Genomic DNA, 25,011 nt, shown 5'->3' on the forward strand with positions numbered 1-25,011 from the left:
CGTCGGTCATCTCGTGTCGGCCGCCGTCAGGCGCCGGGCCACGCCCTCGCCGCCGACGCGGCGGATCAGCTCCAGGTCGCCGCAGACGACGAGCAGGTCGCGCGCGCGGGAGAGGCCGACGTAGAGCATCTCCCGGGCGCGGGCCTCGTCGCGGAAGCCGTTGACGGCGAGGACGACGGCCGGCCGCTCGAGGCCCTTGAAGCCGAGCACGTGCCCGTAGAAGAGGTCCTCGTCGTCCCAGAAGGTGGCCCAGTAGGCGTCGGGGCCCGCGGCCTGCCGCTCCTTCTGCACCGGGTGCCGCGAGTACGTGGTCAGCAGGGCCACCGACTCCGGCGGCCAGTCCTCGTCCTCGAGCAGCGCGGCGGCGACGTCGTCGGCCACGTCGACGGCCTCCTCCGAGGTACAGGGCACGAACCGCACCGGGACGCCGGAGAGGCCACGCACCCGCATGCCCGGCGCGAGGCTGGAGAAGGTGCCGGCGATCTGCTTGGTGTTGCGCAGGTTCTCCGTCAGCGGGAAGGACTCCAGCGCGACGGTGGGCCCGCCCTGCCGGGCGAAGATGCGCTGGCCCTCGTCGGAGAAGACGTACAGCGAGCCGGTCGCGGGGTCCCGCAGCGCGGCGAGGACGGCGTCCCACCAGCTTGCGGCGAAGTCCTGCCCCTCGTCGACGACGATCGCGTCGAAGCGCTCGGCCTCGGGCAGGGCCCCGGCCAGCGACACCATCCGCGCGGGCAGGAACTCCTCCCAGTAGCGGCTCTCGTCGTCCGACCCCTCGGGCACGCCCCAGCCGATGCCGAGGTAGTGGAAGGTGCCCGCGTAGTCCGGCCGCTGCCGCTTGGGCAGCTTCTCGACCCGGCGCCGGAGGAACTCGGCGAGGCCGCGCGAGTAGCACATGAGCGCCACGCGCTGCCCGTCTGCGGCCAGGCGGCGGGCCTTCTCCACGGCCAGCCAGGTCTTGCCCGAGCCGGCGCCGCCGGTGATCTCCACCCGGTTCCGGCCGGCCAGCAGGTCGAGCACCCTGGCCTGGTCGCGGGTGAGCAGGTCGCAGGCGGCCTCGCGCTCGGCGAGCCAGGCCACCAGGTGCTGCTGCGGGATCGCGGTGCCGGCCAGGCAGTCGACGAGGTCCTCGACGTCGCGGGCGGTGGGCGGCTCGGGCTCGTCGCGGACCCGCTGCAGCGCCGCGCGGATCCGGGCGGCGGCGTGCGGGAGGTCGGTCCGGTCGAGGGCCATCCACCGGGCGAGCCCCGGCGCCCGGAAGCCGGCGGGCAGCGTGGTCGCCGGCAGCGCGACCAGGTGCGCCGTCCGCGGCCGGCCCGCCGTCCAGCGCGGGTGGTCGGCCAGGTAGTCGCACAGCAGGTGCTTGCAGGCGACGGCCTGGTCGACCGGGTGGATGACGCGGTCCACGCCGTCACCGACCTGGCGCCACTCGCCCCGCTGCAGGGAGACGCTGCCGCCCTTGACCTCGACGACGGCGATGCCGACGCCGGGCCAGGCGACGACCACGTCGGCCTCGCGGTCCTCCCCGCCGTCGCTGAACCGCTGGTTGCAGAAGAGGACGGCGTCGTCCGGCAGCTGCTCCCGCAGGATCTGCACGAAGAGCTGCTCGGCCGCCGAGCCGAACGCGGGGTCGTCCGGGAACAACCGCGCCGTCACGGCCGGGTTCCTCGAAGCCTCGTGTGCACAACGCCGGCGGTCACCGCGTCTGCCTCCGTCCTCGTACTGCCTCTGCGGCAGGTCGACCGGGCGACGGTCGCACACCGGTGCCCGCGCACTCGAGGGTTTCGACCGGGTCGGTCCCGCATCGGCCCCACCCGTCCCTCGGACTCCCTCAGCTACACAGCGGGCCCGTCGGCGTCGCCACCCGGCCTGCAGGGATCGAGTACACGTCGAGCCTCCGGTCCGGAGGAGGTCCGTCGCCCGAGGCGCCATGCGAGGGGGCCGCAGTCAGTCCTCGTCCTCGGCCGCGAGCAGCCGACTGACGGCGTCTCGCAGGTGCGGCAGGTCCTGCGTCACGGTGCTGGCGACGATCGCGTGGGTCGTGTCGAAGTAGCGGTGCGCCAATTGGTCGCGCATCCGTGCGATCTCGGACCAGGGCAGGTCGGGCTCCAGGGCGAGCAGCTCGCTCGGGAGCGCCTTGACCGCCTCACCGATCTCGATCAGTCGCACGCGGACGGCGTCGAACACCATGCCGTCCGACAGGTCGCCGCGTCGCACGTAGGAGTCGATCGCATCGAGAGCAGCCTGCACGTCCAGCAGGCGCTGGCGCCGATAGCGGGTCACAGGTCCACGAGCTCGGCAGCGATGCGCGCCGCGACGTCGGGCTTGAGCCCCTGCGCGGGCACCACGTCCACCGGGGCGTCGAGGAGCTCCTCGAGGTCGCGGCGAAGCCGGCCGAGCGTGAACAAGCCGGTGCCGTCGGGCACGTCGACGACGAGGTCGATGTCGCTACCCGGCCGCTCGGTGCCCCGGGCGACGCTGCCGAAGACCCGCACCCTGCCCACCCCGTACCGAGTCGCGATGGCAGCGATCTCCCGGCGGTGCCGACGCACTCGCCGGCCGAGCACACCGGCGAGCGGCGCCGGATGCCCGGGCTCCCCGGGTACCAGCCGGGCGTCGACCGCGTGGCCGGTCGCGGCGATCAGTCGCAGCAGGACCGGCACGGTGGGCTCCCGCCGTCCGGACTCGTAGGCACTAACCACGCTCTGCGTGGTGCCGGCCCGTGCGGCCAGGTCGGCCTGCGTGATGCCCGCCCGGGCGCGCGCCTCCCGCAGCATCGTGCTGGCGGACTCGATGACCGGCACGGCCGGCAGCATAGCGGATCGTCGATATGGACGATCGAGGGATATAGCCCAAAGCTCACAGGGCGGTTGCCCCGCGCGGTTATCGGGCGTCGGCCTCCGGGTTCTGCCGCGCGGCTGGCGCCGGCCGCTGCGGCCGGTGCCCGTAGTCGAAGCGCTGCTCTTCTCCGGCTCGTCCTCGTCCGCGGCGGCGTGCCGCGCGACCCGGGGCAGGGTGAACTCGGCCGTCTCGTCGAGCAGGTGCTTGCCCACGTTCCCGTCCGTCCGTGGTCGGTTTCGGCCGAGCGTACGGACGGCAAACCGGCCCGCCACGGGTTTCGCCGCGAAGGCCCCGGTGGCCTGGTAACGGCGGGACGACTGTGCCGGACGGGACTTCCGGTGGGACGTCGTCCACCCTGGTGCCCCGCCGCGGCCGCGGACACCCGCCCCGGTCCCGGGCGCAGGCGCCGGTGTCACCGACCCGTGATCCGCGTGATTGAGTCGGTGATCCGGCTGTGCCACCCGTCGGCCCCATGGGCACGGACGACGGTGGTGACGTTCCCCGGAGTGGCGCCTGCGGAGCCGCGGAGGGGCTGCCATCGCGCCCTGCGACACGACATCGTCCACGCCCGGGTGCCCTCGGAGAGGCATTCTTCCCGGGGCGCTACGCGGCCTGTCCGCGGGAGAAGAGGCCGCTCACCCCCAGGTGCGCTGGTCGGGTTTCCACGAGCCATCGTCGACGCGGCCGGACAGGACCGGATCGGTGAAGTCGATGACCGCAGCGAGGAGGTCGCCGAACGCGGTCGGCAGCTCATCCCGGCGGTGCTTGCGCCGCCAGGCCGACCAGCGGGGCTGAGCGAGCAACGCGTAGCCGTCGAGGACGAGCTCGAGCGGTTGCAGCTCCACGCTGCGGTGACGGGCAACCTCCTCATCGCGGCGCGCAGCTCGGTCGCGGTCACCGGGTGCCTGCCGGACAAGACGTACACGTCACCGAAGTCCCGCCAGCGGGTGTTGGCCGCCCCGCGGCTGATCGCGGTGACGATCTTCTCGGCGTGCACCATCGGGACCGGGTAGCCGCCCAGCCGGATGCTGCCACCCAGCAGGCGAGGTACTTCGACCGGTTGCGGCGCCGGCCAGATCGGGTCACCGACGTTGACGTCGACGTGGAAGGCGACCCGTGCTTGGGACAGCCGGGCGGTGAGGCTCACCCGCACGCCGGGGTACTCGTCCTCGTCGCGGATGACCTCGGCGGAGGCGTGCTGCGCGTCGAAGACCAGCCCGTCGTCGCCGTCGGGCGGCGACGTCGCAGCGATGTCGCGGACCAGGTGGAGAAGGGTGGCGGTGTCGTTGGGCAGCGCCTGGGCCTGGAGGTCGACGTCCCGGGTCGGACGGCGGGCGTCGAAGGCGGCGAGCAGGACACCTCCCTTGAGCACCAGCCTGTCGGCGTGAGCGGACGCCGACAGCCGCGCCAGGAAGCCCTCGAGCGCGTACAGCGCTTGCAGCTCGTCGGTGGGTCGCTTCTCCCGCCGGGCCATGTTCTGCAGGTCGAGGTAGGCCCGACCGTGGGCGGTGGCGCGAGTGGGCCTCACAGCAGGATCTGCAGCGAACGGCGCAGCGACGCCTCGGCCCGGGGTAGCTGCGCGGCCATCTTCAGCAGGGCCGCCGGGGCGGAGCCCCGCCGGCGCAGCCAGCGGCGCAGGGCCTCGTTGCCGAGTTCGGGCCCCTCGTGACCGGCGAGCCGGAAGGCGTCGGCGATGCACCGCTCGGCGCTGTACAGGCCGATCGTGCGCCCAGCACCGAGCTCGATCTGCTCGCGGCCGAGGTCGAAGGTTGCCGCGTCGAAGTGGTGCCAGCTGAACGGGGCGTCCAGCGCCGGCGTCCGGGTGCCGCGCGGCAGTGCGATGTCGATGGCCGCGGGGATGTCGTCGATGAGGCCGTGGCGGGCCAGCGCCGAGCGCAGGCACAGCGTGGCCCGCGGCGCCCGGGTCGCGATGGCGAGCAAGTCGTGGTCGCCGTCGGCGAGGTCGGTACGTCCGTAGAGGCCGCGGCCCAGCGGTTCGATGAGGTGGTCGTCGCGCAGCCGGTACAGGGTCCAGTCGCTCAGCCCCAGTTGGCGCGCCTGTGCGTAGGTGAACGTCGCAGGCAGTCGTTCGAGGTAGTTCTGCCGGGCGGTCGTCACGACGGACACGATCCACCTCCTCCCGCAAGAATCGTACACAGATGCCTCTGTCTGTCTACACTTCCCTCGGCAGGTTCACCGCGGACCTGAAGCCCACATGAGGACGCGGCCGAGCGTCACCGTCAGAGCCACTCGACCGCGCCGGCGATCTCGCGCTCCGTTTCCGCGGACGCGTTCCGGGCCGCGAGAAGTGCTCCGAGGGCTTGGACCAGCCGGGGCAGACCGCCTGTCGTGCGCGGCCACCGCCGCGCGTTGACGAGCACCAGGCCGGCGTGCTCGTCCGGTCCGAGCCGCGCGTAGTCGGCGACGTTCTCGGTGACGACGACGCGCCCGTCCTGCTGTCCCCGTCGCGCGACCTGGAGGTCACTGCTGCCGACGAGTTCCGGGATCTCCACGACGGCGACGACGTCGTGGCCCTGTGCGCGCAGCTGCTCGGCCAGGCGCCGCGGGTACATCTCGTCGAGCAGCAGCCTCACCGCGGCGTGCCGGCGACGATCTCCTGCTGCCGGCGCCAGGCCGCCTCCCGCTCGTCGGCGGCCCGCTGGTTGGCCGCGATCCGCTCGTCGACCTCGGCGGTGTGGTCGGCGTAGTAGGCGACGGCTGCCCGCACCTGGGCCGTCGTGAGCGACGCCGCTTCGGCTGCCGCCGTGACGGCGTCCGCGGCCCCCTCCGCCTGCACCGCCCGAAGGGTGCGGATGACCTCGTCGACGTCCGGCCCGGCGACCAGGCCGGCCCGGCGACCGCTGGGCCCGTCCCGGAACGTGATCGCGGGGTGCGCTTCGCGCCGCAGCGCCTCGTCCAGCAGCCGCTCGATGGTGGCGGACACCGAGGCGCCGTTGCGCCGGGCGACGTCTGCCAGCCGGCGCAGGACGTCGTCAGGCAGCCGGACCGACCGCGGACTCGCCATGGCTACACCGTAGTCACCTGAAGTCAGCCGAACCACAGGCGCCAGAGCGTCTGCCTCACCAGGAGCCGGCTCATCGACTCGAGTGTCGCCTCCCGCGGCGGATGCGGGAGGAGTACCTCGGGCTGCCAGAGCGCGTCCGGGCACAGCGCCGCCACCTCGGCGGCGACCCGCAGGGCGTCGTCGTCGGTCTCCGGCGGGCGGGTCACCAGCAGCGTGAGGGTGGCGAAGCCGAGGCCCACGACGATCGCGCCGAGCCGGTCCTCCCAGGACCGGAGCACCGCGGAGACCGTCGCCGGCTGCTGCCACACGTTGAGCGCCCCCAGCCAGCCCGCGACGCCGATGGCGTCGGCGGGACGCCGGCAGCTGACCAGTCCGATACGCGCGCCGCCCGTGGCCGGCACGAAAGTTTGCACTGGTGGCCCCGGCTGTGCCGGCGCGAGCCCGGGGAACGTGGGGTGGAACGGCGCCAGCGGTCCGGTGCCGGGCGCCCAGGGGTCGTTGATCGGCACCAGACTGCCGCGCCACCCGTCCTCGAGCACCTGGCGGACGTCGATCGCCGCGATCTCGCCCTCGGTCGCGGGGTGGAATTCGCCGCTGTCCCACGGCCGCCCCGAGCCGTCGTACAACCCCTGCAGCAGGAGGGGCCACAGCCCGGTCTGCGGGAAATGGCCGGCCAGGGTGGCCCACGCCGCGACCGCGTCGGGCACCTCGGCGTCGGTCACCCACAGCACGGCGGGCGGCGGCTCGTCGTCCGTCGTCCTGCCGACGACCGGCCTGCCGGAGCCCGGCGCGACCGGGCCGAGCCGGAGCGGTCCGACGGGAGGCACGAGGCCGGGTTCATCGGCCCGCGGCGGCTCGACGGGGAGGGCCACGCCGTCGCCGACCGGCCGGTCGCCCCAGGAGCCCGAGGGCGCCGGGGAGTAGCGAAGAGTCACCGCGCCAGGCTGGCAGCGCGCGGCGACCAGTCGCTCTCGTTGTCCACAGGCCGACCATCGCGAACCTCTGGCGACCTCAGGTCCGCAGGCTCGGGTAGCTACACAGTTACGGTCAGCTCATGGGGGACGTGCCGGCCGGTGTCTACGAGCACCTGCTCACCACAAGGTTGACCGATCGACTGCGGCAGATCGACGACCTCCTGGTGCAGCACGAAGGTCTCGACCCGGCGGACGCGCACGAGTCGCTGACGAGGCACATCGCGGAGATCACCCGTCGCGCACTTCGCGGCGTGGGCGGCAGCGACGGGGCCTCGGTCACCCGGCAGGTCGAACTGGCCAACGGCATCGTCCAGGCCATCACCGCGCTCGCGCCCGGCGCGGCCACGGTCGAGGACGACGTCGTCCACCCGGCGCGCACGCTGCTCGCCGTCGCCGCACCCGGCGGCACCCCCGGGCCGCCGTCCTTCCCCGACCGGCCCGGGGTGCCGCTGTCGACCAGCGCCCTGCTGGTCAACGGGCGCGGCCAGCCGCGCATCGGCCACGAGGTCAACCGCGAGCTGGCCTCCGCCGATCGGGTCGACCTGCTGTGCGCGTTCATCAAGTGGCAGGGCCTGCGGGTCCTCGAGAAGGGCCTGGCCGACTTCCTCCGCCGCGGCGGGCGGCTGCGCGTCATCACCACGACCTACCTCGGCGCCACCGACCAGCGGGCCCTCGACCACCTCGTCGGCCTCGGCGCCGAGGTGAAGGTCTCCTACGAGACGCGGACGACGCGGCTGCACGCCAAGGCCTGGCTGTTCCACCGCGCCACAGGTCTGTCGACCGGCTACGTCGGCTCGTCCAACCTCTCCGCACCGGCGCTGACCGACGGGCTGGAGTGGAACGTGCGGCTCTCGCACGTCGAGCAGGCGCACCTGCTGCAGACGTTCGCCGAGACGTTCGACAGCTACTGGGAGGACCCGTCCTTCGAGTCCTACGAGCCGGCCCACGACGGCGACCGGCTGCGGACGGCGCTCAGTGCCGAGCGTGGCGGCCCGCGTGACCTCCCGATCCAGATCTCGACCCTCGACGTCCGCCCGTTCCCCTACCAGCAGGAGATCCTCGACGAGCTCCGCGCTGAGCGGGAGATCCACGGCCGCTGGCGGAACCTCGTCGTGATGGCCACCGGCACCGGCAAGACCGTCGTGTCGGCGCTCGACTACCGGCGCCTGCAGGCCGCCGGGACGGCGGAGACCCTCCTGTTCGTCGCCCACCGCAAGGAGCTACTGACACAGAGCCGGTCGACCTTCCGGCACGTGCTGCGTCGAGGCGACTTCGGCGAGCTCCTCGTCGACGGGGAGAAGCCGCGCGAGTGGCGCCACGTGTTCGCCTCGGTCCAGTCACTGGCCCAGCTGGACCTGACCACACTGCCGCCGGATCACTTCGACCTCGTGGTCGTCGACGAGTTCCACCACGCCATGGCCGCGACCTACCGCCGCCTGCTGGAAAACGTCCAGCCCAATGTGTTGCTCGGGCTCACCGCGACCCCGGAGCGAACCGACGGCGCGGACGTGCGGACCTGGTTCGACGGCCGCACCGCCGTTGACCTGCGGCTGTGGGAGGCGATCGACCGGGGCCTGCTCGCGCCGTTCCAGTACTTCGGCCTCCACGACGACGTCGCCCTCGACCGGCTGCAGTGGAAGCGCGGCCGCGGCTACGACGTCGCCGAGCTGAGCAACGTCTACACCGGGGACGACGCCCGCGTCCGGCTGATCCTGCAGGCGGTCACGGACAAGGTCGACGACGCCGGGCGCATGCGCGCGCTGGGCTTCTGCGTGAGCATCCAGCACGCACAGTTCATGGCCGACCGCTTCAGCCGCGCCGGCATTCCCAGCCTGGCCATCACGTCACTGACCAGCCCGGCCGAGCGCGACGGCGCTCTGGCCGCCCTGCGCGACCGCACGGTCAACGTCCTGTTCACCGTCGACCTGTTCAACGAGGGCATCGACCTGCCCTCGATCGACACGGTGCTGTTCCTGCGGCCGACCGAGAGCGCGACGGTCTTCCTCCAGCAGCTCGGCCGCGGCCTGCGGCTGGCCGAGGACAAGCCGTGCCTGACCGTCCTGGACTTCATCGGCGCCCAGCACCGGGAGTTCCGGTTCGACCTGCGCTTCCGGGCGCTCACCGGGACGTCGCGCCGCGGCTTGCAGCGGGAGGTCGAGCAGGAGTTCCCCACGCTGCCGGCCGGCTGCCACGTCGAGCTCGACCGGGTCGCCCAGCGGATCGTGCTGGACAACATCAGGCAGTCGCTGTCGGTGGCGTGGAAGGGGCTGGTCGCCGAGGCCGCCCAGCAGGACCGGCCAACGCTGGCCCAGTTCCTCGAGGAGACCGGCATCGAACTCGAGGACCTCTACCGCGGCGCCGACCGCAGCTGGCTGGACCTGCGTCGGGCGGCCGGGTGGGACGACGGCGAGCCGGGGCCGGATGACAAGGCGCTGGGCGCGGCGATCAGCCGGATGCTCCACGTCGACGACCTCGAACGCCTGCAGTTCATCCGCGCGGTCACCTCGGCCGGGGTGGAAATCGACGAGACCCCGCGCCTCCGCCGGCTCGCGGCGATGCTGCACTTCTCGCTGTTCGGTGCGCGGACGCCGTTCAGCGCCGTGGAGGCGAGCCTGTCCCGGTTGCTCGCCAACCGGGGCCGCGCCGCGGAACTGCGGGAACTGACCGGCGTCCTGCAGGACCGAATCCACCGGGTGACGCCGGCAGTCGAGGTGGCCGGCGCTCGCCCCCTGCACGTGCACGCCCGGTACAGCCGCGAGGAGGCGCTCGCCGCCTTCGGGCTGGAGGACCTCAACGGCACGTGGGGCTCCGGGGTGCGCTGGGTGCCGGGCGACCGGGCCGACGTCTTCTTCGTGACGCTGGTGAAGACGGAGGCGCACTTTTCCCCCACCACCATGTACGCCGACCACGCGATCTCGCCGACGCTGTTCCAGTGGGAGTCGCAGAACTCGACTGCCGAGAAGTCACCGACCGGCCAGCGGTACGCCCACCACCGCGAGATGGGGACGACGGTGCACCTGTTCCTTCGCGAGACGAAGACCGCCGACGGCAGCCTCGGCACGCCGCCGTACCTCTACGCCGGACCGATGAGCTACGTGTCGCACACCGGGGAGCGCCCGATGCGCATCCTCTGGCGGCTCGAGCACGCCCTGCCCGCGGACGTCTTCACGGCTGCCAAGTGTCAACGACGCTCCAAAGTTGACCCCGTAGCGACGGCCGAAAATTGACCCCCTCGTGGTCATGCGTCTTCGGTGGCGGCCGCCGAGCGGCCGAGGTCTCGGTCCTTGAGCCGGTAGCTGTCGCCCTTGAGGGAGATCACCTCGGCGTGATGAACCAGCCGGTCGATCATGGCGGCGGCGACGACCTCGTCGCCGAAGACCTCGCCCCAGCGGCCGAAGAGCTTGTTGCTGGTCACGATCAGGCTGGCCCGCTCGTAGCGGCTGCTGACGAGCTGGAAGAACAGGTTGGCCGCCTCGGGCTCGAAGGGCACGTAGCCGACTTCGTCGACGACCAGCAGCGGGTAGCGGCCCAGCCGGCGCAGCTCGTCGTGCAGCCGGCCGGCGTGATGGGCCTCGGCCAGCCGGGTGACCCACTCGGTGGCGGTGGCGAACAGGACCCGGTGCCCGGCCTGGCAGGCGCGGATCGCCAGCCCGGTGGCCAGGTGGGTCTTGCCGGTGCCCGGTGGCCCGAGCAGCAGCACGTTCTCCCGCGCGGTGACGAAGTCCAGCGTGCCCAGGTGGGCGATCAGGTCGCGCTTGAGGCCGCGGGCGTGATCGAAGTCGAACTCCTCCAGGCTCTTCCGCGCCGGGAACCGGGCGGCGCGGATGCGGCCCTCACCGCCATGGGACTCCCGCGCGGAGACTTCCCGCTGCAGGCAGGCCACCAGGAACTCCTCGTGCGACCAGCCCTGCTCGCGGGCCCGTTCGGCCAGCCGCGGCACCGCCTCGCGCAAGGTCGGCGCCTTCAGCGCCCGGGTCAGGAACGCCACCTCCGCGACCAGGTCCCGGCTCATGCCACGCCTCCGTCGGTGAGCCCGAGCGCGGTGTCGTAGTCGCTCAGTGGCCGGATCTCCACCTCTCCGGCGGGCGGAGCCGGGCGCAGCAGCCCGATCCGGGCCGCGCGCAGCGCCCGGGCGGCGGCCACGTGCTCCTCGGCGGAGATCGTCTGGTGGCGGGCCCAGGCCCGGTCGTGGTCGGCCACCAGCCGCCCGTCGCCGAGCACGCGCACCCGGGCCAGGTCGGCGACGACCTCGACCCGGCGGCCGATCACCGCCGGATGGACGGAGTAGTCGTTGCCGTCCAGCCGCACGTAGTGGTCCCGAGCCAGGCGCGTGCTGCTGCGCCAGCCGGTGGCCGGAGCGATCGGCGGCAGGGTGAGCATCCGCTCCCGGTCGGCGGCGATCCGGTCGGTCGGGGCGCACCCCAGCGCCCGCCGGGGACGGGTGTTCACCATGGCCAGCCAGGCGCCCAGTTGGGCGTTGAAGTCGGCCGGGCCGGTGAACGTCCGCCCGGGCAGGAACGAGCGCTCGAGGTAGTCGTGCAGCCGCTCGACCAGGCCCTTGGCCTCGGGATCGGCCGGCCGGCAGATCAGCACCTTCGTGGCCAGCGTGCCGCGGAAGCCCTGGCAGTCGGCGGTGAGCTCGCTGCGGCCACCGCGCCAGCGACCGACCGCACCCTCACCGTCCCAGACCAGCACCCGCGGCACCGCCCCGAGGCCGGCGAGCAGCTGCCACCAGCCCGCAAACAGGTCCTCCGCGTTGCGCGAGGGGATCAGCACGCCGGCCGCCCACCGGGAGTAGCCGCAGACCATCGTCAGCACCGGCAACTGCTTGGCGGTGCGGCTCTGGCCGCAGCCGACCGGCAGCGTGATCGGCGGGAACCACAGGTCAAACTGGGCGATCTCGCCGGCCGCGTACTGCGTGCGCGACGCTGGATCGGGCGGCAGGTAGACCGGTCGCAGCTCGGCCACCCGCTTCTTGAGCACGGTCATCGACCGGCTCCAGCCGATCCGCTCGGCGATCACCGTCGCCGGCATCGTCGGGAACGCCTGCAGCAGCTCCCGGATCCGCGGCTCGACCTCATCGACGATCGACCCCTGACCGACCCGCTCGTACTTCGGCGGCCGGTCGGCCCGCAGCGCCGTTCGCACCGTGTTCCGTGAGACGCCCAGCACCCGGGCGATCTGCTTGATCGGGATGCCCTCGGCCCGATGCAGCCGGCGGATCTCCGCCCAGTCCTCCACGGACAACACCTCGTCCCTCCCCGGCTCGGCTCGAGCCAGGGTCTCGGGAGGGGGTCAGTTTTCGAGTGTCGCGAGGGGGTCAGTTTTCAGGCGTCGTCGACACCAAGGTGGCCTGAGCGCCCGTAACGGATCCTGAGCAGCCCAGCCGGGGCTGTCGGCACGCGCTGGTACTCGTGACGACATGCCGGCCGATAGCCCCCGCTTGGACCCCGGCCCTCACCCTGGGGCCACGAGCGCCGAGATCTCCCGCCGCATGAGCCGGCTCAGAAGACGGGACAACCGACCGGAGATGGCTGTCAGGCGGCTGCTCTACGCCCGGGGGCTGCGCTACCGCGTGTGCTTCCGGATCCCGGGGCAGCGGAGACGGACGATCGACATCGTCTTCGTCGGGGCACGTCTGGCGGTCTACATCGACGGGTGCTTCTGGCACGGCTGCCCCGAGCACCAGCACATGCCCAAGGCGAACACCTCGTGGTGGGTCCAGAAGATGGCCATGAACCGGGCTCGCGACGCAGCCGCCACGGCTCAGCTCGAAGGCCTGGGCTGGACGGTCCTGCGATTCTGGGAACACGAGGATCCCAAAGCCGTCGTCACGACGATCGTGGCTCGCCTGAACGACGAGACAGCGATCCAGCGGCTCACCTCCGAAGCGACATCGGAAGTCGCAGCTCACGCGGAGACGCCCGCGTGCGCACGGCGGTGACATGGAGATCCCTCGGCCAGGTCTGCCGTAGGCAACGCGGTTCAAGCGGTCGGGCAGATGGACCTCAATCGAGCCGTGCGACGGCCCCGAGCAACCATCCGCACGCGGCGTTGTGCTCCTCGAGGGCCGCCGGCGACGGTCGGCAAGGAGGCGATGCCGGTCGGCGCACCATCCGCTCGTCGAGCTCCGCGTACAGCGTCCCGTCCAGCTCCGGCGAGATGCGGATGCTCCCGACCGGCAGCACGGTGAGCAGGTGCAGGTCGAACAGCGTGTGGATGTCCGCCCGCAGCAGCAGCCCGTTGGTCACCGTGTTGTGCAGCTGTCCCCGGTACGGGCGGATGTGCGCCGCCTCGAGCACAGCTTCTGCCGCCGTCCCCGTGACCGCGCACGCCCCCTCGTAGGCGGCGAGAAGGCCGTCCCGGAACGCCTTCTGGCCCCGCCGCTGGACGATGGCCCGGTGGGCCTTGTTCCGCTCGTCGTAGCCGGGCGGGATGGCTGGGTCCTCGAACTCCTCGTCGCCGGCCGGACGTCCGGACCCGTCGAGGTTTCGCACCGGCAGCGTGAGACGAGGCGGGGAGCCCGACACCGTGACGCCGGGGAGCGTGGCAAGGACCGCACCGACGAAGGAGCTGCGGTGCCCGAGGGTGGGGACGTCGACGGTCACGGCTCCGTCGCGCCGGATGAGGTCCAGCCCGCGCTGCACCATGGCGATCGGCACCGGCTGCCCCTCGGGTGATCGACCCGTGGCCACCAGGACCCTGGGCGGCTGCACCGCGAGGACCGTGTTCTCCTGACCCGTCGCCGTCGAGAGCGTCCGGCCGATGAGGCTCTCGAGCAAGCTCGTCACATCCGGGCCCGACTCCGGGGCCGCGGGGACGGCCAGCAGCCCGAGCGCCGCCAGGGTCCGGTCACGCGCCTCCGCATCGGCCAGCGCAGCGGCGAGCCTCTCCACCGCGCGCCGCCGGAACTCCGCGTCGCTTCGGACCCGTGCGTGGACCTCACGGGCCAGGCCGGCGACCGGGTCCTCGCGCCGGACGAAGTCCCGGCCACCGCGACCGACCGGGCCCGGCGGCAGCGGGGACAACTGCCACCACGCTGACCGGCGAAGGGCGAACCAAGGCAGTTCGGGATCGGGCTCGCTCTCACCGACGGCGAACGGCCGCAGCAGCGCACGCAGCTCGTTCCGGACCTCGGAGAAAGGCCGCAGCCGCTCGCGGCCACGCACGGCCGCCGAGATCGCCCACAGCAGGACGAGCTGCTGGTAGGGAGCCGGCTTGCCGAGCTGCCGGTCGACCGTGAGGTCGCCCAGGCTCGCGAGCAGCGGGTCGGCTTCAGCATCGCTGCGCCCGGGGGTCGACGTCGTCCTCCGCTCCCCGTCGAGACGGAGGCCGGCGCCGGAGCTCTTCGCGAGCAAGTCAGCCAGGTGCTCCGCACGGCTCGGATCGACGCGCGGGAACCGCGGCAGCTGGATGGTGCCGATCCCGACCGTGTCCTCGATCTCGCCGCCGGACATGTACAGCGGCTCGGCGGGTTCGTCGAGAACCTCGATCGGGATCAGCGCAGTGTACCGCTCCGGCTCCGGCCAGGGGACCTCCTCGACGCCGCGGGGTCGACGCGCGTCAGCCGTCGCGCGGCAGCGCGCGAGCCACCCCCGCCGGGACCCCCAGATGAAGAGCTCATCACCTCGGCGAACGCCGAGCGCGGTGACGGTATTGGAGCCGAACAGCGACTCCCGCTTGCAGATCTCCCAGTTGTCCCGCTGCTCGAAGGAGATCGATCCGACCCAATGCGTCACTCATCCGCGCCGTCCGGTGTTCGCAGCGGGTGAGGGCATGTCCTGGTGGAAGCCCGTTGGGCCGTGCTCGCTACGCCGACGCGGTCCGCGCCGGCCGCCCCACTATGCGAGCGCGTCCGCGACGGCGGGGAGTGACACTCCGGATCGGGGCTCCTACGCCTTGGGAGGCGCCACGCTCCGATGGGCAAACCGGCGGGAAGCGGCGCTCGTTGGCCTCGAGCTTGTCCGCCGCCGCCTGAGCGAGGTCGACGCCGACGACGTCCGCCAGGCGCAGCAGGTACAGCAGGACGTCGGACATCTCCTCGGCCAGGCGACCGTTCAGCGGCTGCTCGCGGACCGCCGTCGCCTGCTCGTCGTGCTGGAGCCACTGCAGGAGCTCGGCCAGCTCCCCCACCTCGCCGACCAACGCGAGCGCCAGGGACTTGGGATCGTGGAACCGCGCCCAGTCGCGGGCCTCGGTGAAGGTGCGCATGCGACGAGTGAGGTCCGCGATGTCCGACACGGGCCGAGTATCGGCACGGGACCGGCCGACCCGCCCCACTACTGTCGGGGGACGCGGCCCGACAGGCTTCCGCTCTCCGGACAGGCCTCCACCCGCACGAGTCGATTCGTGCTGCCCGGAGACTGTCCTTGCCCCTGCTGCGCACCTCGGCGCGAGGCCTCGCCGACCTGGCCCGTGAGGGCCGCGTCGGCGCCGTCCTCGCCGAGCAGATGTCCTTCCAGATGAAGCGCCGGGCCTCGGCCGCGGAGGTGCGCTCCTGGGACGCCAGCCTCCGCGTCCTCGCCGACGACCTCCTCCAGGCCGGGCTCGACCGGGTCGAGGTCCTGCTCGAGTACCAGCTGCCGCTGAGCAGCAAGCGGATCGACGTCGTCCTGGCCGGCCGGCACCCGCGCCGCGACGCACCCTCCTACGTCCTCGTCGAGCTCAAGCAGTGGACCCAGGCGCACGGGTTCGAGGACGACGCCGAGCTCGTCGTCCAGCCGTCGTACGGGCCGCGGCCGATCCTGCACCCTGTGGCCCAGGTGCGGTCCTACGCCGAGTACCTGCTCGACTTCACCGCCGTCCTGCACGGGACGACCGACGTCCTCGCCGGCGCCGCGTACCTGCACAACGCGACCACGGGCGGGGTCGGCGCGCTCTTCAACTACCCGCAGGACGAGCTGGGCCGGCTGTTCACCGGGCAGAACCGCGGTGAGTGGCTCGACTTCCTGCGCGGCCGGCTCGCGCCGAGCGACGGCAGCGTCTCCGCCGACCGGCTGCTGCACTCGGCGATCGCGCCGAGCAAGCAGCTCATGGCGGTCGCCGCGGAGGAGGTCCGCCGGCGGGAGCAGTTCGTCCTGCTCGACGAGCAGCGGGTGGCCTTCGAGCTGGTGATGCACGAGGTCGAGAAGGCCCGCGCCGGGGACCACAAGAGCGTGGTGATCGTGTCCGGCGGCCCGGGGAGCGGGAAGAGCGTCATCGCCCTGTCGCTGCTGGGTGAGCTGAACCGGCGCGGCCGGTCGGCGATCCACGCGACCGGGTCCCGCTCGTTCACCCAGACGCTCCGGAAGGTCGCCGGCCGGGGTTCGCGGCAGGTCCAGTCGCTGTTCAAGTACTTCAACAGCTTCATGGACGCCGACAGCAACGGCTTCGACGTCCTCATCGCCGACGAGGCGCACCGGCTCCGCGAGACGTCGGCGAACCGGTGGACCAAGGCCGAGCACCGCACCGGCAAGGCCCAGGTCGACGAGCTGATCGACGCCGCCCGGGTGCCGGTCTTCCTGCTGGACCAGAACCAGGTCGTACGACCCGGCGAGCTGGGCACCGTCGAGGACATCGAGAAGGCAGCGCGCGAGCGCGGGCTGGCGGTGCACCACGTCGACCTCAGCGCCCAGTACCGCTGCGGTGGATCCGAAGCGTACATCGACTGGGTCGAGCGGCTGCTCGGGCTCAAGCCCGGCGGCCCGGTGCCGTGGGACGGCGACCCCAACTTCGAGGTCCGGGTCGTCGACTCACCGTCGGCCATGGAGGTCGCGCTCGGCGCGAAGCTGGAGGAGCGCTACGGGGCTCGGATGGCCGCCGGCTACTGCTGGCCGTGGAGCGACCCGCGCAAGGACGGCTCGCTGGTGCCCGACGTGCAGATCGGCGACTGGGCGCGGCCGTGGAACCTCAAAGGCGAGCGGTCGGTGGGCGGCGCTCCCCCGTCGGCGCTGTGGGCCAGCGAGCCGGCCGGCTTCAGCCAGGTCGGCTGCGTCTACACCGCGCAGGGCTTCGAGTACGACTGGAACGGCGTGCTCATGGGACCGGACCTGGTGTGGCGCACCGACCGGTGGGTCGCCGTCCGCTCGGCCAACCGCGACCCGGACTTCCGCAACACCAAGCGGGTGAGCGACCAGGAGTTCGACGCCCTGGTACGCAACGTCTACAAGGTCCTGCTCAGCCGCGGCATGCGAGGAACGCTCCTCTACTCGACGGATGCGGAGACGCAGGACTTGCTCCACTCGCTCGTCGGCGGGACTCCTTCGTGGGCTGCAGCAGGTCCCGGCGTTCTGTAGTCCGCGGGCGAGAGGTGTACCGGATCGGCGCCGGTCACCGACCAAGACGGGATAGCCGAGTGAACCGTCCCATCGTCCCCCCGCCTGGTGATGTTGCGGCCGACGTGATCCTGTCGCTCTCCTCCCCCGCCGATGAGCGCGGTGAACCCGAAGCATCACCGAGAGATGGCGAGGAGCTGTAAGAGGAGCGGTCGGTGGGCACATGGACGCCAACCGTGTAGCGGCCAAGGTCGCGAACGCTCCCCCACCAGGGCCTGGCCCCTGAATCTCGTCGCCGGAGGCGGTCAGCGACGACACGTTTCCGTCTGCTGGCGCGCAACGTCTTCTCCTGCGGCTGGCACATCACCCGGGACGGCCGCGACGTCTACCCGCTGCGGCTGCGGGCGTTCGTGGCGGTGTTCGGCCGGCTGGCCCGCCTGGCCCGGGTCGTCGACCTGGACGACCAGGTCGAGGCCTGCCGGCGGGTCTTCGCCAGCGACACCCGGTGGACCGTCGTCCGCGGCAGCGACCTGGAGGACGGCGCGAGCCAGGGCCTGCCGCGCTGGAGCCGCCACGTCGGCGATCCGGTGCTGGCCAGCAACCTCACCCGCCGGGTCGACTTCGCGCTCTTCATGGTCGAGGCGGTCGACGACGACGCGCTCGTGCGGGAGGCCCCCGCCATCGTCGGCCGGCTCACCCCCTCCGCGCTGGCCCACGCCGAGGAGGTGCCGGCATGACCGCGACGCTGACGGACGCCGCCCCGCCCGCGGCACCGCGGGAGCTGTCCCCGCAGCGGCTGGCCCGGCTCACCGGCGTCCTCTACCTGCTCCTCGTCGGCCTCGGGATGGCCGGCCCGCTCACCCTCGAGTCGCTCTCACCCCCGGCGACGCGGCCGGGACCGCCGCCGACGTGGCCGGGTCCGCGACCGCGTTCACCCTCAGCATCGCCGCGTGGGTGGCCGTCGTCGCCGTCGACGTCGCCATCTCGCTGACCCTCTACCTGCTGCTCGAGCCGTTCGGCCGGGGGCTGGCGATGGCCGCGGCCGCCTTCCGGCTGCTGTACTCGGCGACGGTGGCGGCGCTCCTGGTCGAGCTGTTCACCGCCCACCGGCTGCTCGTGCTCCCGAGCGGCGCCGAGGTCGGCCCCGGGTCGGCACAGCGCGGCCTCGACGCCCTGCAGACCTTCAGCGACGGCTTCCTGGTCGCGCTGGTCTTCTTCGGCGTCCACCTGGTCCTGCTCGGCGCCGCGCTGCACCGGTCGGGGTACGTGCCGCGGCTGCTGTGCTGGTTCGTGGTCGCCGCTGGCGCCGGGTACGTCGTCGACAGCCTGGCCGGCCTGCTCGTCGACGGCTACGGCGGCGCGGCCGCCGTCGTCGCGTTGACCCCCACCCTGATCGGGGAGATCGGCCTCACCCTCTGGTTCCTGGTCCGGGGCGTCCGGCGGCCCTCGGCGCCCGTGATCATGAAGCGCGGGAACCGACGTGCCGAGCCGGACCGGCGTGCCGCTTCCCGAACTTCATGATCGCGGCGGAGGTAGAGGGCCGCCCCGGGGCGCGCTGACCCCGCTCGGCGGCTCAGCTCCCGGCGGGTTGGCCGGGCAGGGTGAACAGCGGCTGCCAGGCCTGGTCCGACCGGACCGGGAACAGGGTGCCGGGGGCCTCGCTGCGGCTGGCCCAGCGCGCCTCGTAGGGCAGGCCGTCGAGCAGCACGCGGGCGCCCTTCTGGTAGAGGGTCTCGGGGTTCCAGACCTCGGTCACGCCGGTCACCGTCGGCACCGGCTCGGGGGCGGCCTCCGACGTGGTCACCGGGCCGAGCAGCGCCCACGGCGACGGGGTCGCGGCGGTGGCCGGCACGGAGGGGTCGATCCCCTCCGCGTACCAGCGCGCCTGGTACACCGAGCCGTGCCAGACCACCTTGTAGCCGGCCGGGTACTGCGCCTCGGACCGCCACACCGGGTACGGGCTGGTGGCCGGGTCGTCGACGACGGCCTGCCGGGTGGGGTCCTGGACGACGACGTCGCTGACCCGCGCCGCCGGGCCGTCGCCGAGCTCGGCGAAGGTCTGGACGAAGGCCAGCGGCTCCTGGTCGACGCCGCTGCAGGTGTTCGACAGGACGGCGACGTCGGCGAAGCTCGCGCTGCATGCGGTGTCCCGGTTCAGCGACCACAGCGACATCCGGCCCAGCCCGGTGTCCCGCGCGAATCCGGCCAGCGCCTCGGCGTCGGCCAGGGTGAAGACCTCGCCGTCGACGTCGTTCTGGCCGATCATCGGGGTCGCGCCGATGCGGGCCCAGGTCCGGGCGCCGCCCAGTTCCGTGCCGTGCTCCTCGTAGAGTTCTTCGACCTGCGCGGCCGTCGCCCGCAGGGCCTGCTCGGTGGCCGCCCGCATCGACTGCGTCGCGGCCCGGGCGGCGCCGTAGTTCATGGTCATCACGTTGACGCCGGTCAGCTCGACGCCCCCGGCCAGCGTGGCGCGCACCAGCTCGACCGCCTCGCCGGTCAGCCCGGTGGGGGCTACCGGCAGGGTGAGCCAGACAGCGAGGGGGCTCCCCTCGGCGGCCCGCTCCCGCTGCAGGGCCGCGACGGCCTCGGCGCGCCGGGCGGCGGCGGCCCGGTCGGCGAGGGCCGGGCCCTCGATGTCCAGGTCGATGGTGGCCAGGTCGTAGCGTTCCACCACGTCGCGGTAGGCGTCGGTGAGGTCGCCGGCGTCGGTGCAGGTGACCGCGAGCTCGTCGTTGGCCTGGCCGCCGAAGCTGACCAGGACGTCGCCGCCGGCGGAGCGCAGCTGCGCGATCCGGCGGTCCAGCTCCAGGTCGGTGCCGGCCTGCTCTGGGGAGTAGTACCCGCCCCAGCTCGGCGCGCAGCCGTCCTCGGGGTCGGCGACCACGAAGGCCAGGGCCACGGTGCGGGCCGGGTTCACCTCCGGGTCCTGGAACTGGAAGGTCGGGGTGAGGGTCACGTCGACGTAGGGGACGCTCCACGACGCCACCGGAACCGCTCCTCGCTGGTCGGCCGCCCGGGTCACCGAGGCGAAGCCTCCGCCGCCGACCAGCGCGACGACCAGGACGAGCAGGCCCAGGCGGGTCCAGGAGAGCCGGCGGCGCGGCTGCTCGTCGTCCGCCGGCCCGCCGGGTGCCGCCTCGCCGGGTGCCGCCTCGCCGGGTGCCGCGGCGCGCGATCCGCCCATGGGGAAGTCCTCGCTCTCGTCGACGCGGCGCCCGGGTCGGGGCCGCGGATCTCTCCCGCAGACCGTCGGCCCGCCCCGCACCCGACTTGACCGGAGCCGCCGGACCCGCCGGGACCTCACCCCGCCGGGGGATCCCGGGCCGCGCCGGCTCAGGCCCGGCGGCGGCGCGCCGATGGTCGTCCTCGAGTGCAGGCGGACGCCTGGACCGGACGATCGCGAAGGCGGACCCCTCGATGCGACGCACCACGCCCGATCCGCGCCTGCCGGACGTCCGGCGGCAGTGGGGCAGCGACCGGCGCCGGGAGCCGCTGCCGCTGGTCCCGCCGAAGGTCTCCGAGGGCCGGATGGCGATCGGTCGGCTGGCCATCGTGCTGACCGTCTCCGCGTGGGCGGTCTACGTGGCGTTCACGATCGAGCAGCAGTTCATCGAGGGCAAGGCCGACAGCGCCCGGCTGGTCATCGAGGCGATCGTCTACCTGCTGATGGTGACGGGGCTCGCGACCTCGGCGATGGCCTACCTGATCACCCGGATCGGCTTCTTCTACCGCAGCCGCGCCCACACCCGGGCCTCCCGCGCCGTCCTGGACGCCTTCTTCGACTCCCCCGCTCCCCCGCTGACCGTGCTCGTCCCCTCCTACCAGGAGGACGAGCGGGTCATCCGGACGACGCTGCTGTCCGCCGCCCTGCAGGAGTACCCGGCGCTGCACGTCGTCCTGCTCGTCGACGACCCGCAGCACCCGACGACGGCGCGGGCCCGCGCGCTGCTGGCCGACGCCCGGGCGCTGCCCGGCGCGATCGAGGCCGAGCTGGCGGTCCCCGCGGGCCGCTTCCGCGCCGCCCGGGACGCCTTCGAGCACGAGATCGGCGGCGACGGGGGCGGGCGCGCCCCGACGACCGAGGACGTCCGGGAGCTGGCCGGGCACTACCGCTTCGCCGTCGCCTGGCTGGACGACCTGGCCGCCCGCCACGACGTCGTCGACCACACCGACCTCTTCTTCGTCGACCACGTGGTCGGCGCGCTGGCCCGCGACCTGGCCACGGTCGGCGACGCGCTGGCCGGGGCGGCCGACGCGGGGGCCGTGCTGCCCGCCGAGCGGCTGCGGCAGCTGCACCGCCGGCTGGTCGCCACCTTCGCCGCCCGCGTGACCGGCTTCGAGCGCAAGCGCTACCGCTCGCTGTCGCACGAGCCGAACAAGGCGATGAACCTCAACAGCTACATCGGCCTGATGGGGGGCGCCTACCGCGAGGTGGACACCCCGGTGGGCCTGGCGCTGGTCCCCTCCTCGGCGCGGGCCGCCGACCTCGTCGTCGAGGACCCGGACTTCGTGCTCACCCTCGACGCCGACAGCATGCTGCTGCCGGAGTACGCCGCGCGGATGGTGCACCTGCTCGCGCAGAGCGCGCACTCCCGGGTGGCCGTCGCGCAGACCCCGTACAGCTCGTTCCCCGGGTCGGCGACCCGCCTCGAACGCATCTCCGGCGCCTCCACCGACCTGCAGCACATCGTCCACCAGGGCATGACCCACTACGACGCCACGTTCTGGGTCGGCGCCAACGCGGTGCTGCGCAAGAAGGCGCTCGACGACATCGTCGAGATCGACTACGACGGCGACTTCGAGATCCGCCGCTACATCCAGGACCGCACGGTCATCGAGGACACCGAGTCGACCATCGACCTCGGCACGCGGGGCTGGCAGCTGGTCAACTACCCCGAGCGGCTGGCCTACTCGGCCACCCCGCCGGACTTCGGCTCGCTGTGCATCCAGCGCCAGCGCTGGGCCAACGGCGGGCTGCTGATCCTGTCCAAGCTGCGCGAGCAGGTGAAGGCCCGCCGGGCGCGCGGCGAGCGCAACCGCTTCGGCGAGCTGTTCCTGCGGGTGAACTACATGGCGTCGATCGCCTGGAGCTCCGTCTGCCTGGTGATCATGCTCTGCTACCCGTTCAACTCCGAGCTGCTCAACCCGCTGCTGCTGCTGGTCTCGGTGCCCTACTTCCTGGTGATGGCCGGCGACCTGCGCACCACCGGGTACCGCCGGAGCGACGTGCTGCGGATCTACGGGTTCAACCTGATCCTGCTGCCGGTCAACCTGTCGGGCTCCTTCGCCTCGATCCTCCAGCTGATCACCGGGGAGAAGAGCGCCTTCCGGCGGACGCCGAAGGTCCGCGACCGCACGACCGCCGGGGCGCCGTTCCTCCTCGTCCCGCTGGCCCTGATCGGGCTGTGCGTCTACACCATCGTGGTCGACGTCCAGGAGCAGCGGTGGGTGAACCTGTTCTTCGCCGCGCTCAACGCCTCCCTGGCCACGTACGCGATGGTCGCGTTCGTCGGCATCGGCAACAGCCTCACCGACCTGTGGGTGCACCTGCGCGACTGGCTGTACCGCCCGGTGGAGCCGCGGCGGCCGGCCGGCGGCCGACGGACGGCGGCCCCCCGCCCGGCGGCCGACCGCCGCCCGGCCCCGGCCGCGCCGACCCCCGACTGGGCGTCGGTGCTGCACTACGGCCTCCCGCGCGCCGCCGACGACGCGGCCGTGGCGGCCGCCGGCGGGCGGCACTCCCTGCCCGCCCCGCGGCCGGCAGCGGAGCTCGAGACCGCCGAGGACGGCGCCGTCGTGGCCGCCTTCCGCGACTTCATCTTCTTCACCGTCTTCCAGCCGATCGTCGACCTGGCGACCGGCGAGCCGGTGGGCTACGAGGCGCTGTGCCGCTTCGCCGACGGCCGGCCGCCGGAGGAGCGGCTCACCGCCGCCACCGACCGCGGCGTCGGCGTGGACCTCGACAGCGCGATGATGCGCGCCTCGCTGGCCGCCGCCGCCGGGCTGCCGGACGGCGCCTGGGTGTCGGTCAACGTGTCGGCCGCGATGTGGGACGCGCGGCGCGAGCTGTTCTCCGTCGCGGCCCGGTCGCGCTGCCCGGTGGTCCTCGAGTCCGGGGCGCTGGCCGGCAGCCGTGAGCTGGACACCGCCGACCTGCCGGTGGGCATCCGGGTGGCGCTGGAGGACCCGCTGGTCGGGTACGACACCTTCAGCCGGGTCGAGCGGCACCGCCCGGCGTTCCTCAAGCTGGGCCGGGAGACCACGGCCGGCATCGAGCACGACCCGGCGCGGCAGGCCCTGCTCGCCGCCCTCGCCCCCTTCGCGGACGAGCGCGGCTGCCAGGTGATCGCCTCCGGCGTGGAGACCGCCGCGGAGCGGGACGCCTTGCGGTCCTGCGGGGTGCACCTGGGCCAGGGCTTCTTCCTCGGCCTGCCCGCTCCCGCCGGCCGCGGACCGGGCCGGCCCGCCGCCCCGACGGCCGCGGGTGCGGGCGTGGGCTGAGCCCGCCCGCGACCGCACCGGGCGCCCTACGCTGCCCGGCGTGGTGGCTGACCGGCGGGCGCGGGTGGCGGACGTGCACGAGATCGCGCTCGGCCTGCCGCACGTCACCGTCGTCCGCGGGCGCAGCGGCAACCCGGTCTACCAGGTGGGCGGGAAGTCCTTCGTCTTCTTCCGCACCCCGCGGCCGGACGCCGTCGACCCCGCCACCGGGAAGAAGCTGCCCGACGTGATCGTCCTCTGGGTCGAGTCGGACGCCGACAAGCAGGCGCTGGTGCAGGACCCGGCGACGCCGTTCTTCACCACCCCGCACTTCGACGGGCACGACTCGGTGCTCGTGCAGGCCAGCCGGCTCGGCGAGCTCGGCCGGCAGGAGCTGGCCGAGGTGGTGCAGGACGCCTGGCTCGCCCGGGCCTCCGCCCGCCGGCGGGCCGCCTGGCTCGCGGCGCACGGCAGCACCGCCCGAGCCTGAGCCGGGAGGACCGGGCGCCGCGGGAGCCCCGGCGGCGCCACCGCCCTCCGGAGCGAGCCCTGGGCGTCGACCACGGTCACCGTCCGGCTCGACCATCGATCGGCCTGCTGGCGGAGGCGGCGGGGGCGTCGCCGGCCAGCAGGGTGGATGCCATGACCGCAGACACCGCCGCGGCCCCCACGCACGTGTCTGATCGGGCGCACGCGCGTGCTAGATTCTCCGCATGCGGACGACGGTGGAGTTCGACGACGACACCGCCCGGGCCATCGCTGCCCTGCGCCGCGACCGTGGCCTGGGCGTCTCCGAGGCGGTGAACGAGCTGATCCGCCGGGGCCTGCTCGCCCGGTCGGCCCGGCCGCCGTTCCGGCAGCGCACCGCCCCGCTCGGGGTGACCATCGACGTCTCCAGCGTCGCCGACGCCCTGGAGGTGCTCGACGGCGCGGCGACCCGCTGATGCTCGTCGACGCCAACGTCCTGCTCCACGCGGTCGACGAGCGGTCCCGCGCGCACGCCGCCGCCCGGAGCTGGCTCGAGGAGGCGCTGAACGGCTCGCGCCGGGTCGGGCTGCCCTGGCAGTCGCTCCTGGCCTTCGTGCGCATCGCCACCCACCCGCGGGCCATGTCGGCTCCGCTGCTCCCCGCCGACGCCTGGTCGTTCGTCACCGACTGGCTCGACGCCCCCGCGGCGTGGGTACCGCAACCGGGCCGCGGGTACGGCGACATCCTCGGCAGGCTGGTGCGCGACCTCGACCTGCGCGGCAACCTGGTCAGTGACGCGGCGCTCGCTGCCCTCGCCCTCGAGCACGGGTCGGCCGTCGTCAGCGCCGACTCTGATTTCGCCCGGTTCCCCGGGCTCACCTGGCTCAACCCCGTCGCGCCCTGACCAGGCACCGGATCGCGCCTCCGTCGTCCGCGTCCGGTCACGAGGGCTGCCTCTCACCGTTTCCCCGCC

Annotated in this window: 21 protein-coding genes and 1 pseudogene; 9 read left to right on the top strand and 13 right to left on the bottom strand. The window is 73.3% G+C overall.

The features are described 5' to 3' along the window. Window positions 1-6: 6 nt before the first annotated feature. From D0Z06_RS12170 to D0Z06_RS12205, 8 genes are all read right to left on the bottom strand, one after another. Entirely contained in the window at window positions 7-1,653 is a 1,647-nt protein-coding gene (locus D0Z06_RS12170) for a nuclease-related domain-containing DEAD/DEAH box helicase (protein WP_117377674.1), read from the bottom strand. 291 nt (window positions 1,654-1,944) lie between these two features. Then, a complete protein-coding gene (locus D0Z06_RS12175) occupies window positions 1,945-2,280 on the bottom strand; it encodes a HepT-like ribonuclease domain-containing protein (protein WP_117377676.1) in 336 nt (111 codons plus the stop codon). Continuing rightward, entirely contained in the window at window positions 2,277-3,050 is a 774-nt protein-coding gene (locus D0Z06_RS25805) for a nucleotidyltransferase domain-containing protein (RefSeq protein ID WP_199522275.1), read from the bottom strand. Before D0Z06_RS25805 ends, D0Z06_RS12175 begins: the two co-directional genes overlap by 4 nt. Before the next feature lie 200 nt (window positions 3,051-3,250). Next, window positions 3,251-4,312 carry a nucleotidyl transferase AbiEii/AbiGii toxin family protein gene (locus tag D0Z06_RS12185; protein WP_199522276.1) on the bottom strand — a complete coding sequence of 354 codons (1,062 nt, stop codon included), beginning with the start codon at window positions 4,310-4,312 and terminating at the stop codon, window positions 3,251-3,253. Between the two features lie 50 nt (window positions 4,313-4,362). Next, window positions 4,363-4,965 carry a type IV toxin-antitoxin system AbiEi family antitoxin domain-containing protein gene (locus D0Z06_RS12190; protein WP_199522277.1) on the bottom strand — a complete coding sequence of 201 codons (603 nt, stop codon included), beginning with the start codon at window positions 4,963-4,965 and terminating at the stop codon, window positions 4,363-4,365. Window positions 4,966-5,078: 113 nt separating this feature from the next. Next, a complete protein-coding gene (locus tag D0Z06_RS12195; protein ID WP_117377677.1) occupies window positions 5,079-5,432 on the bottom strand; it encodes a DUF5615 family PIN-like protein in 354 nt (117 codons plus the stop codon). Then, window positions 5,429-5,863, bottom strand: coding sequence for a ribbon-helix-helix protein, CopG family (locus D0Z06_RS12200; RefSeq protein WP_117377679.1), 435 nt, complete (start codon window positions 5,861-5,863; stop codon window positions 5,429-5,431). The genes D0Z06_RS12195 and D0Z06_RS12200 overlap by 4 nt, the downstream gene beginning before the upstream one ends. A 23-nt stretch (window positions 5,864-5,886) precedes the next feature. Then, window positions 5,887-6,798 carry a DUF4253 domain-containing protein gene (locus D0Z06_RS12205; protein ID WP_147332038.1) on the bottom strand — a complete coding sequence of 304 codons (912 nt, stop codon included), beginning with the start codon at window positions 6,796-6,798 and terminating at the stop codon, window positions 5,887-5,889. 119 nt (window positions 6,799-6,917) lie between these two features. Between D0Z06_RS12205 and D0Z06_RS12210 the strand changes: the two genes are divergently transcribed. After that, window positions 6,918-10,064, top strand: coding sequence for a DUF3427 domain-containing protein (locus tag D0Z06_RS12210; RefSeq protein ID WP_117377683.1), 3,147 nt, complete (start codon window positions 6,918-6,920; stop codon window positions 10,062-10,064). An 11-nt stretch (window positions 10,065-10,075) separates the two neighbouring features. Here D0Z06_RS12210 and istB read toward each other — a convergent pair whose 3' ends face one another. Both istB and istA read right to left on the bottom strand, forming a co-directional pair. Further along, on the bottom strand, window positions 10,076-10,849 hold the full coding sequence (gene istB, locus D0Z06_RS12215) for an IS21-like element helper ATPase IstB (protein WP_117377684.1): 774 nt from the start codon (window positions 10,847-10,849) through the stop codon (window positions 10,076-10,078). Beyond that, window positions 10,846-12,087, bottom strand: a complete 1,242-nt coding sequence (gene istA / locus D0Z06_RS12220) for an IS21 family transposase (RefSeq protein ID WP_117377686.1) — start codon at window positions 12,085-12,087, stop codon at window positions 10,846-10,848. The genes istB and istA overlap by 4 nt, the downstream gene beginning before the upstream one ends. 172 nt (window positions 12,088-12,259) lie before the next feature. On the opposite strand from istA, the gene D0Z06_RS12225 reads away from it, so the two are divergent. Then, window positions 12,260-12,781 (top strand): very short patch repair endonuclease, encoded by a 522-nt coding sequence (locus D0Z06_RS12225; protein WP_117377687.1) that lies wholly within the window; start codon window positions 12,260-12,262, stop codon window positions 12,779-12,781. Between the two features lie 64 nt (window positions 12,782-12,845). On the opposite strand, the gene D0Z06_RS25810 is transcribed toward D0Z06_RS12225, so the two are convergent. Next, window positions 12,846-14,576, bottom strand: coding sequence for an HNH endonuclease signature motif containing protein (locus D0Z06_RS25810; protein WP_199522278.1), 1,731 nt, complete (start codon window positions 14,574-14,576; stop codon window positions 12,846-12,848). A 70-nt stretch (window positions 14,577-14,646) separates the two neighbouring features. Next, window positions 14,647-15,078, bottom strand: coding sequence for a nucleotide pyrophosphohydrolase (locus D0Z06_RS12235; protein ID WP_233517629.1), 432 nt, complete (start codon window positions 15,076-15,078; stop codon window positions 14,647-14,649). Between the two features lie 128 nt (window positions 15,079-15,206). Here D0Z06_RS12235 and D0Z06_RS12240 point away from each other — a divergent pair, with 128 nt between their 5' ends. The 3 genes and pseudogenes from D0Z06_RS12240 to D0Z06_RS12250 all read left to right on the top strand — a co-directional run. Continuing rightward, window positions 15,207-17,111 carry a DUF2075 domain-containing protein gene (locus D0Z06_RS12240; protein ID WP_199522279.1) on the top strand — a complete coding sequence of 635 codons (1,905 nt, stop codon included), beginning with the start codon at window positions 15,207-15,209 and terminating at the stop codon, window positions 17,109-17,111. A 389-nt stretch (window positions 17,112-17,500) separates the two neighbouring features. Then, window positions 17,501-17,827: an NAD(P)-dependent oxidoreductase gene (locus D0Z06_RS12245; RefSeq protein ID WP_199522280.1), complete on the top strand. Its 327-nt coding sequence runs from the start codon at window positions 17,501-17,503 to the stop codon at window positions 17,825-17,827. A 145-nt stretch (window positions 17,828-17,972) separates the two neighbouring features. Continuing rightward, window positions 17,973-18,611: pseudogene (locus tag D0Z06_RS12250) on the top strand (DUF4386 domain-containing protein); the annotation flags it as partial. A 52-nt stretch (window positions 18,612-18,663) separates the two neighbouring features. Here D0Z06_RS12250 and D0Z06_RS12255 read toward each other — a convergent pair. Continuing rightward, window positions 18,664-20,274: a chitinase gene (locus tag D0Z06_RS12255; protein WP_117377691.1), complete on the bottom strand. Its 1,611-nt coding sequence runs from the start codon at window positions 20,272-20,274 to the stop codon at window positions 18,664-18,666. Window positions 20,275-20,507: 233 nt separating this feature from the next. Between D0Z06_RS12255 and D0Z06_RS26925 the strand changes: the two genes are divergently transcribed. The 4 genes from D0Z06_RS26925 to D0Z06_RS12275 all read left to right on the top strand — a co-directional run bounded on the left by D0Z06_RS26925 (window position 20,508) and on the right by D0Z06_RS12275 (window position 24,942). Further along, window positions 20,508-23,591 (top strand): glycosyltransferase family 2 protein, encoded by a 3,084-nt coding sequence (locus tag D0Z06_RS26925; RefSeq protein WP_117377693.1) that lies wholly within the window; start codon window positions 20,508-20,510, stop codon window positions 23,589-23,591. Window positions 23,592-23,631: 40 nt separating this feature from the next. Next, entirely contained in the window at window positions 23,632-24,060 is a 429-nt protein-coding gene (locus tag D0Z06_RS12265; RefSeq protein ID WP_304999758.1) for an MmcQ/YjbR family DNA-binding protein, read from the top strand. A 223-nt stretch (window positions 24,061-24,283) separates the two neighbouring features. After that, on the top strand, window positions 24,284-24,514 hold the full coding sequence (locus D0Z06_RS12270; RefSeq protein WP_117377694.1) for a ribbon-helix-helix protein, CopG family: 231 nt from the start codon (window positions 24,284-24,286) through the stop codon (window positions 24,512-24,514). Further along, window positions 24,514-24,942: a TA system VapC family ribonuclease toxin gene (locus D0Z06_RS12275; protein ID WP_117377696.1), complete on the top strand. Its 429-nt coding sequence runs from the start codon at window positions 24,514-24,516 to the stop codon at window positions 24,940-24,942. Before D0Z06_RS12270 ends, D0Z06_RS12275 begins: the two co-directional genes overlap by 1 nt. Window positions 24,943-25,011 lie beyond the last annotated feature (69 nt).

It is taken from the genome of Geodermatophilus marinus, from assembly GCF_003428645.1.
GTDB lineage: Bacteria > Actinomycetota > Actinomycetes > Mycobacteriales > Geodermatophilaceae > Geodermatophilus.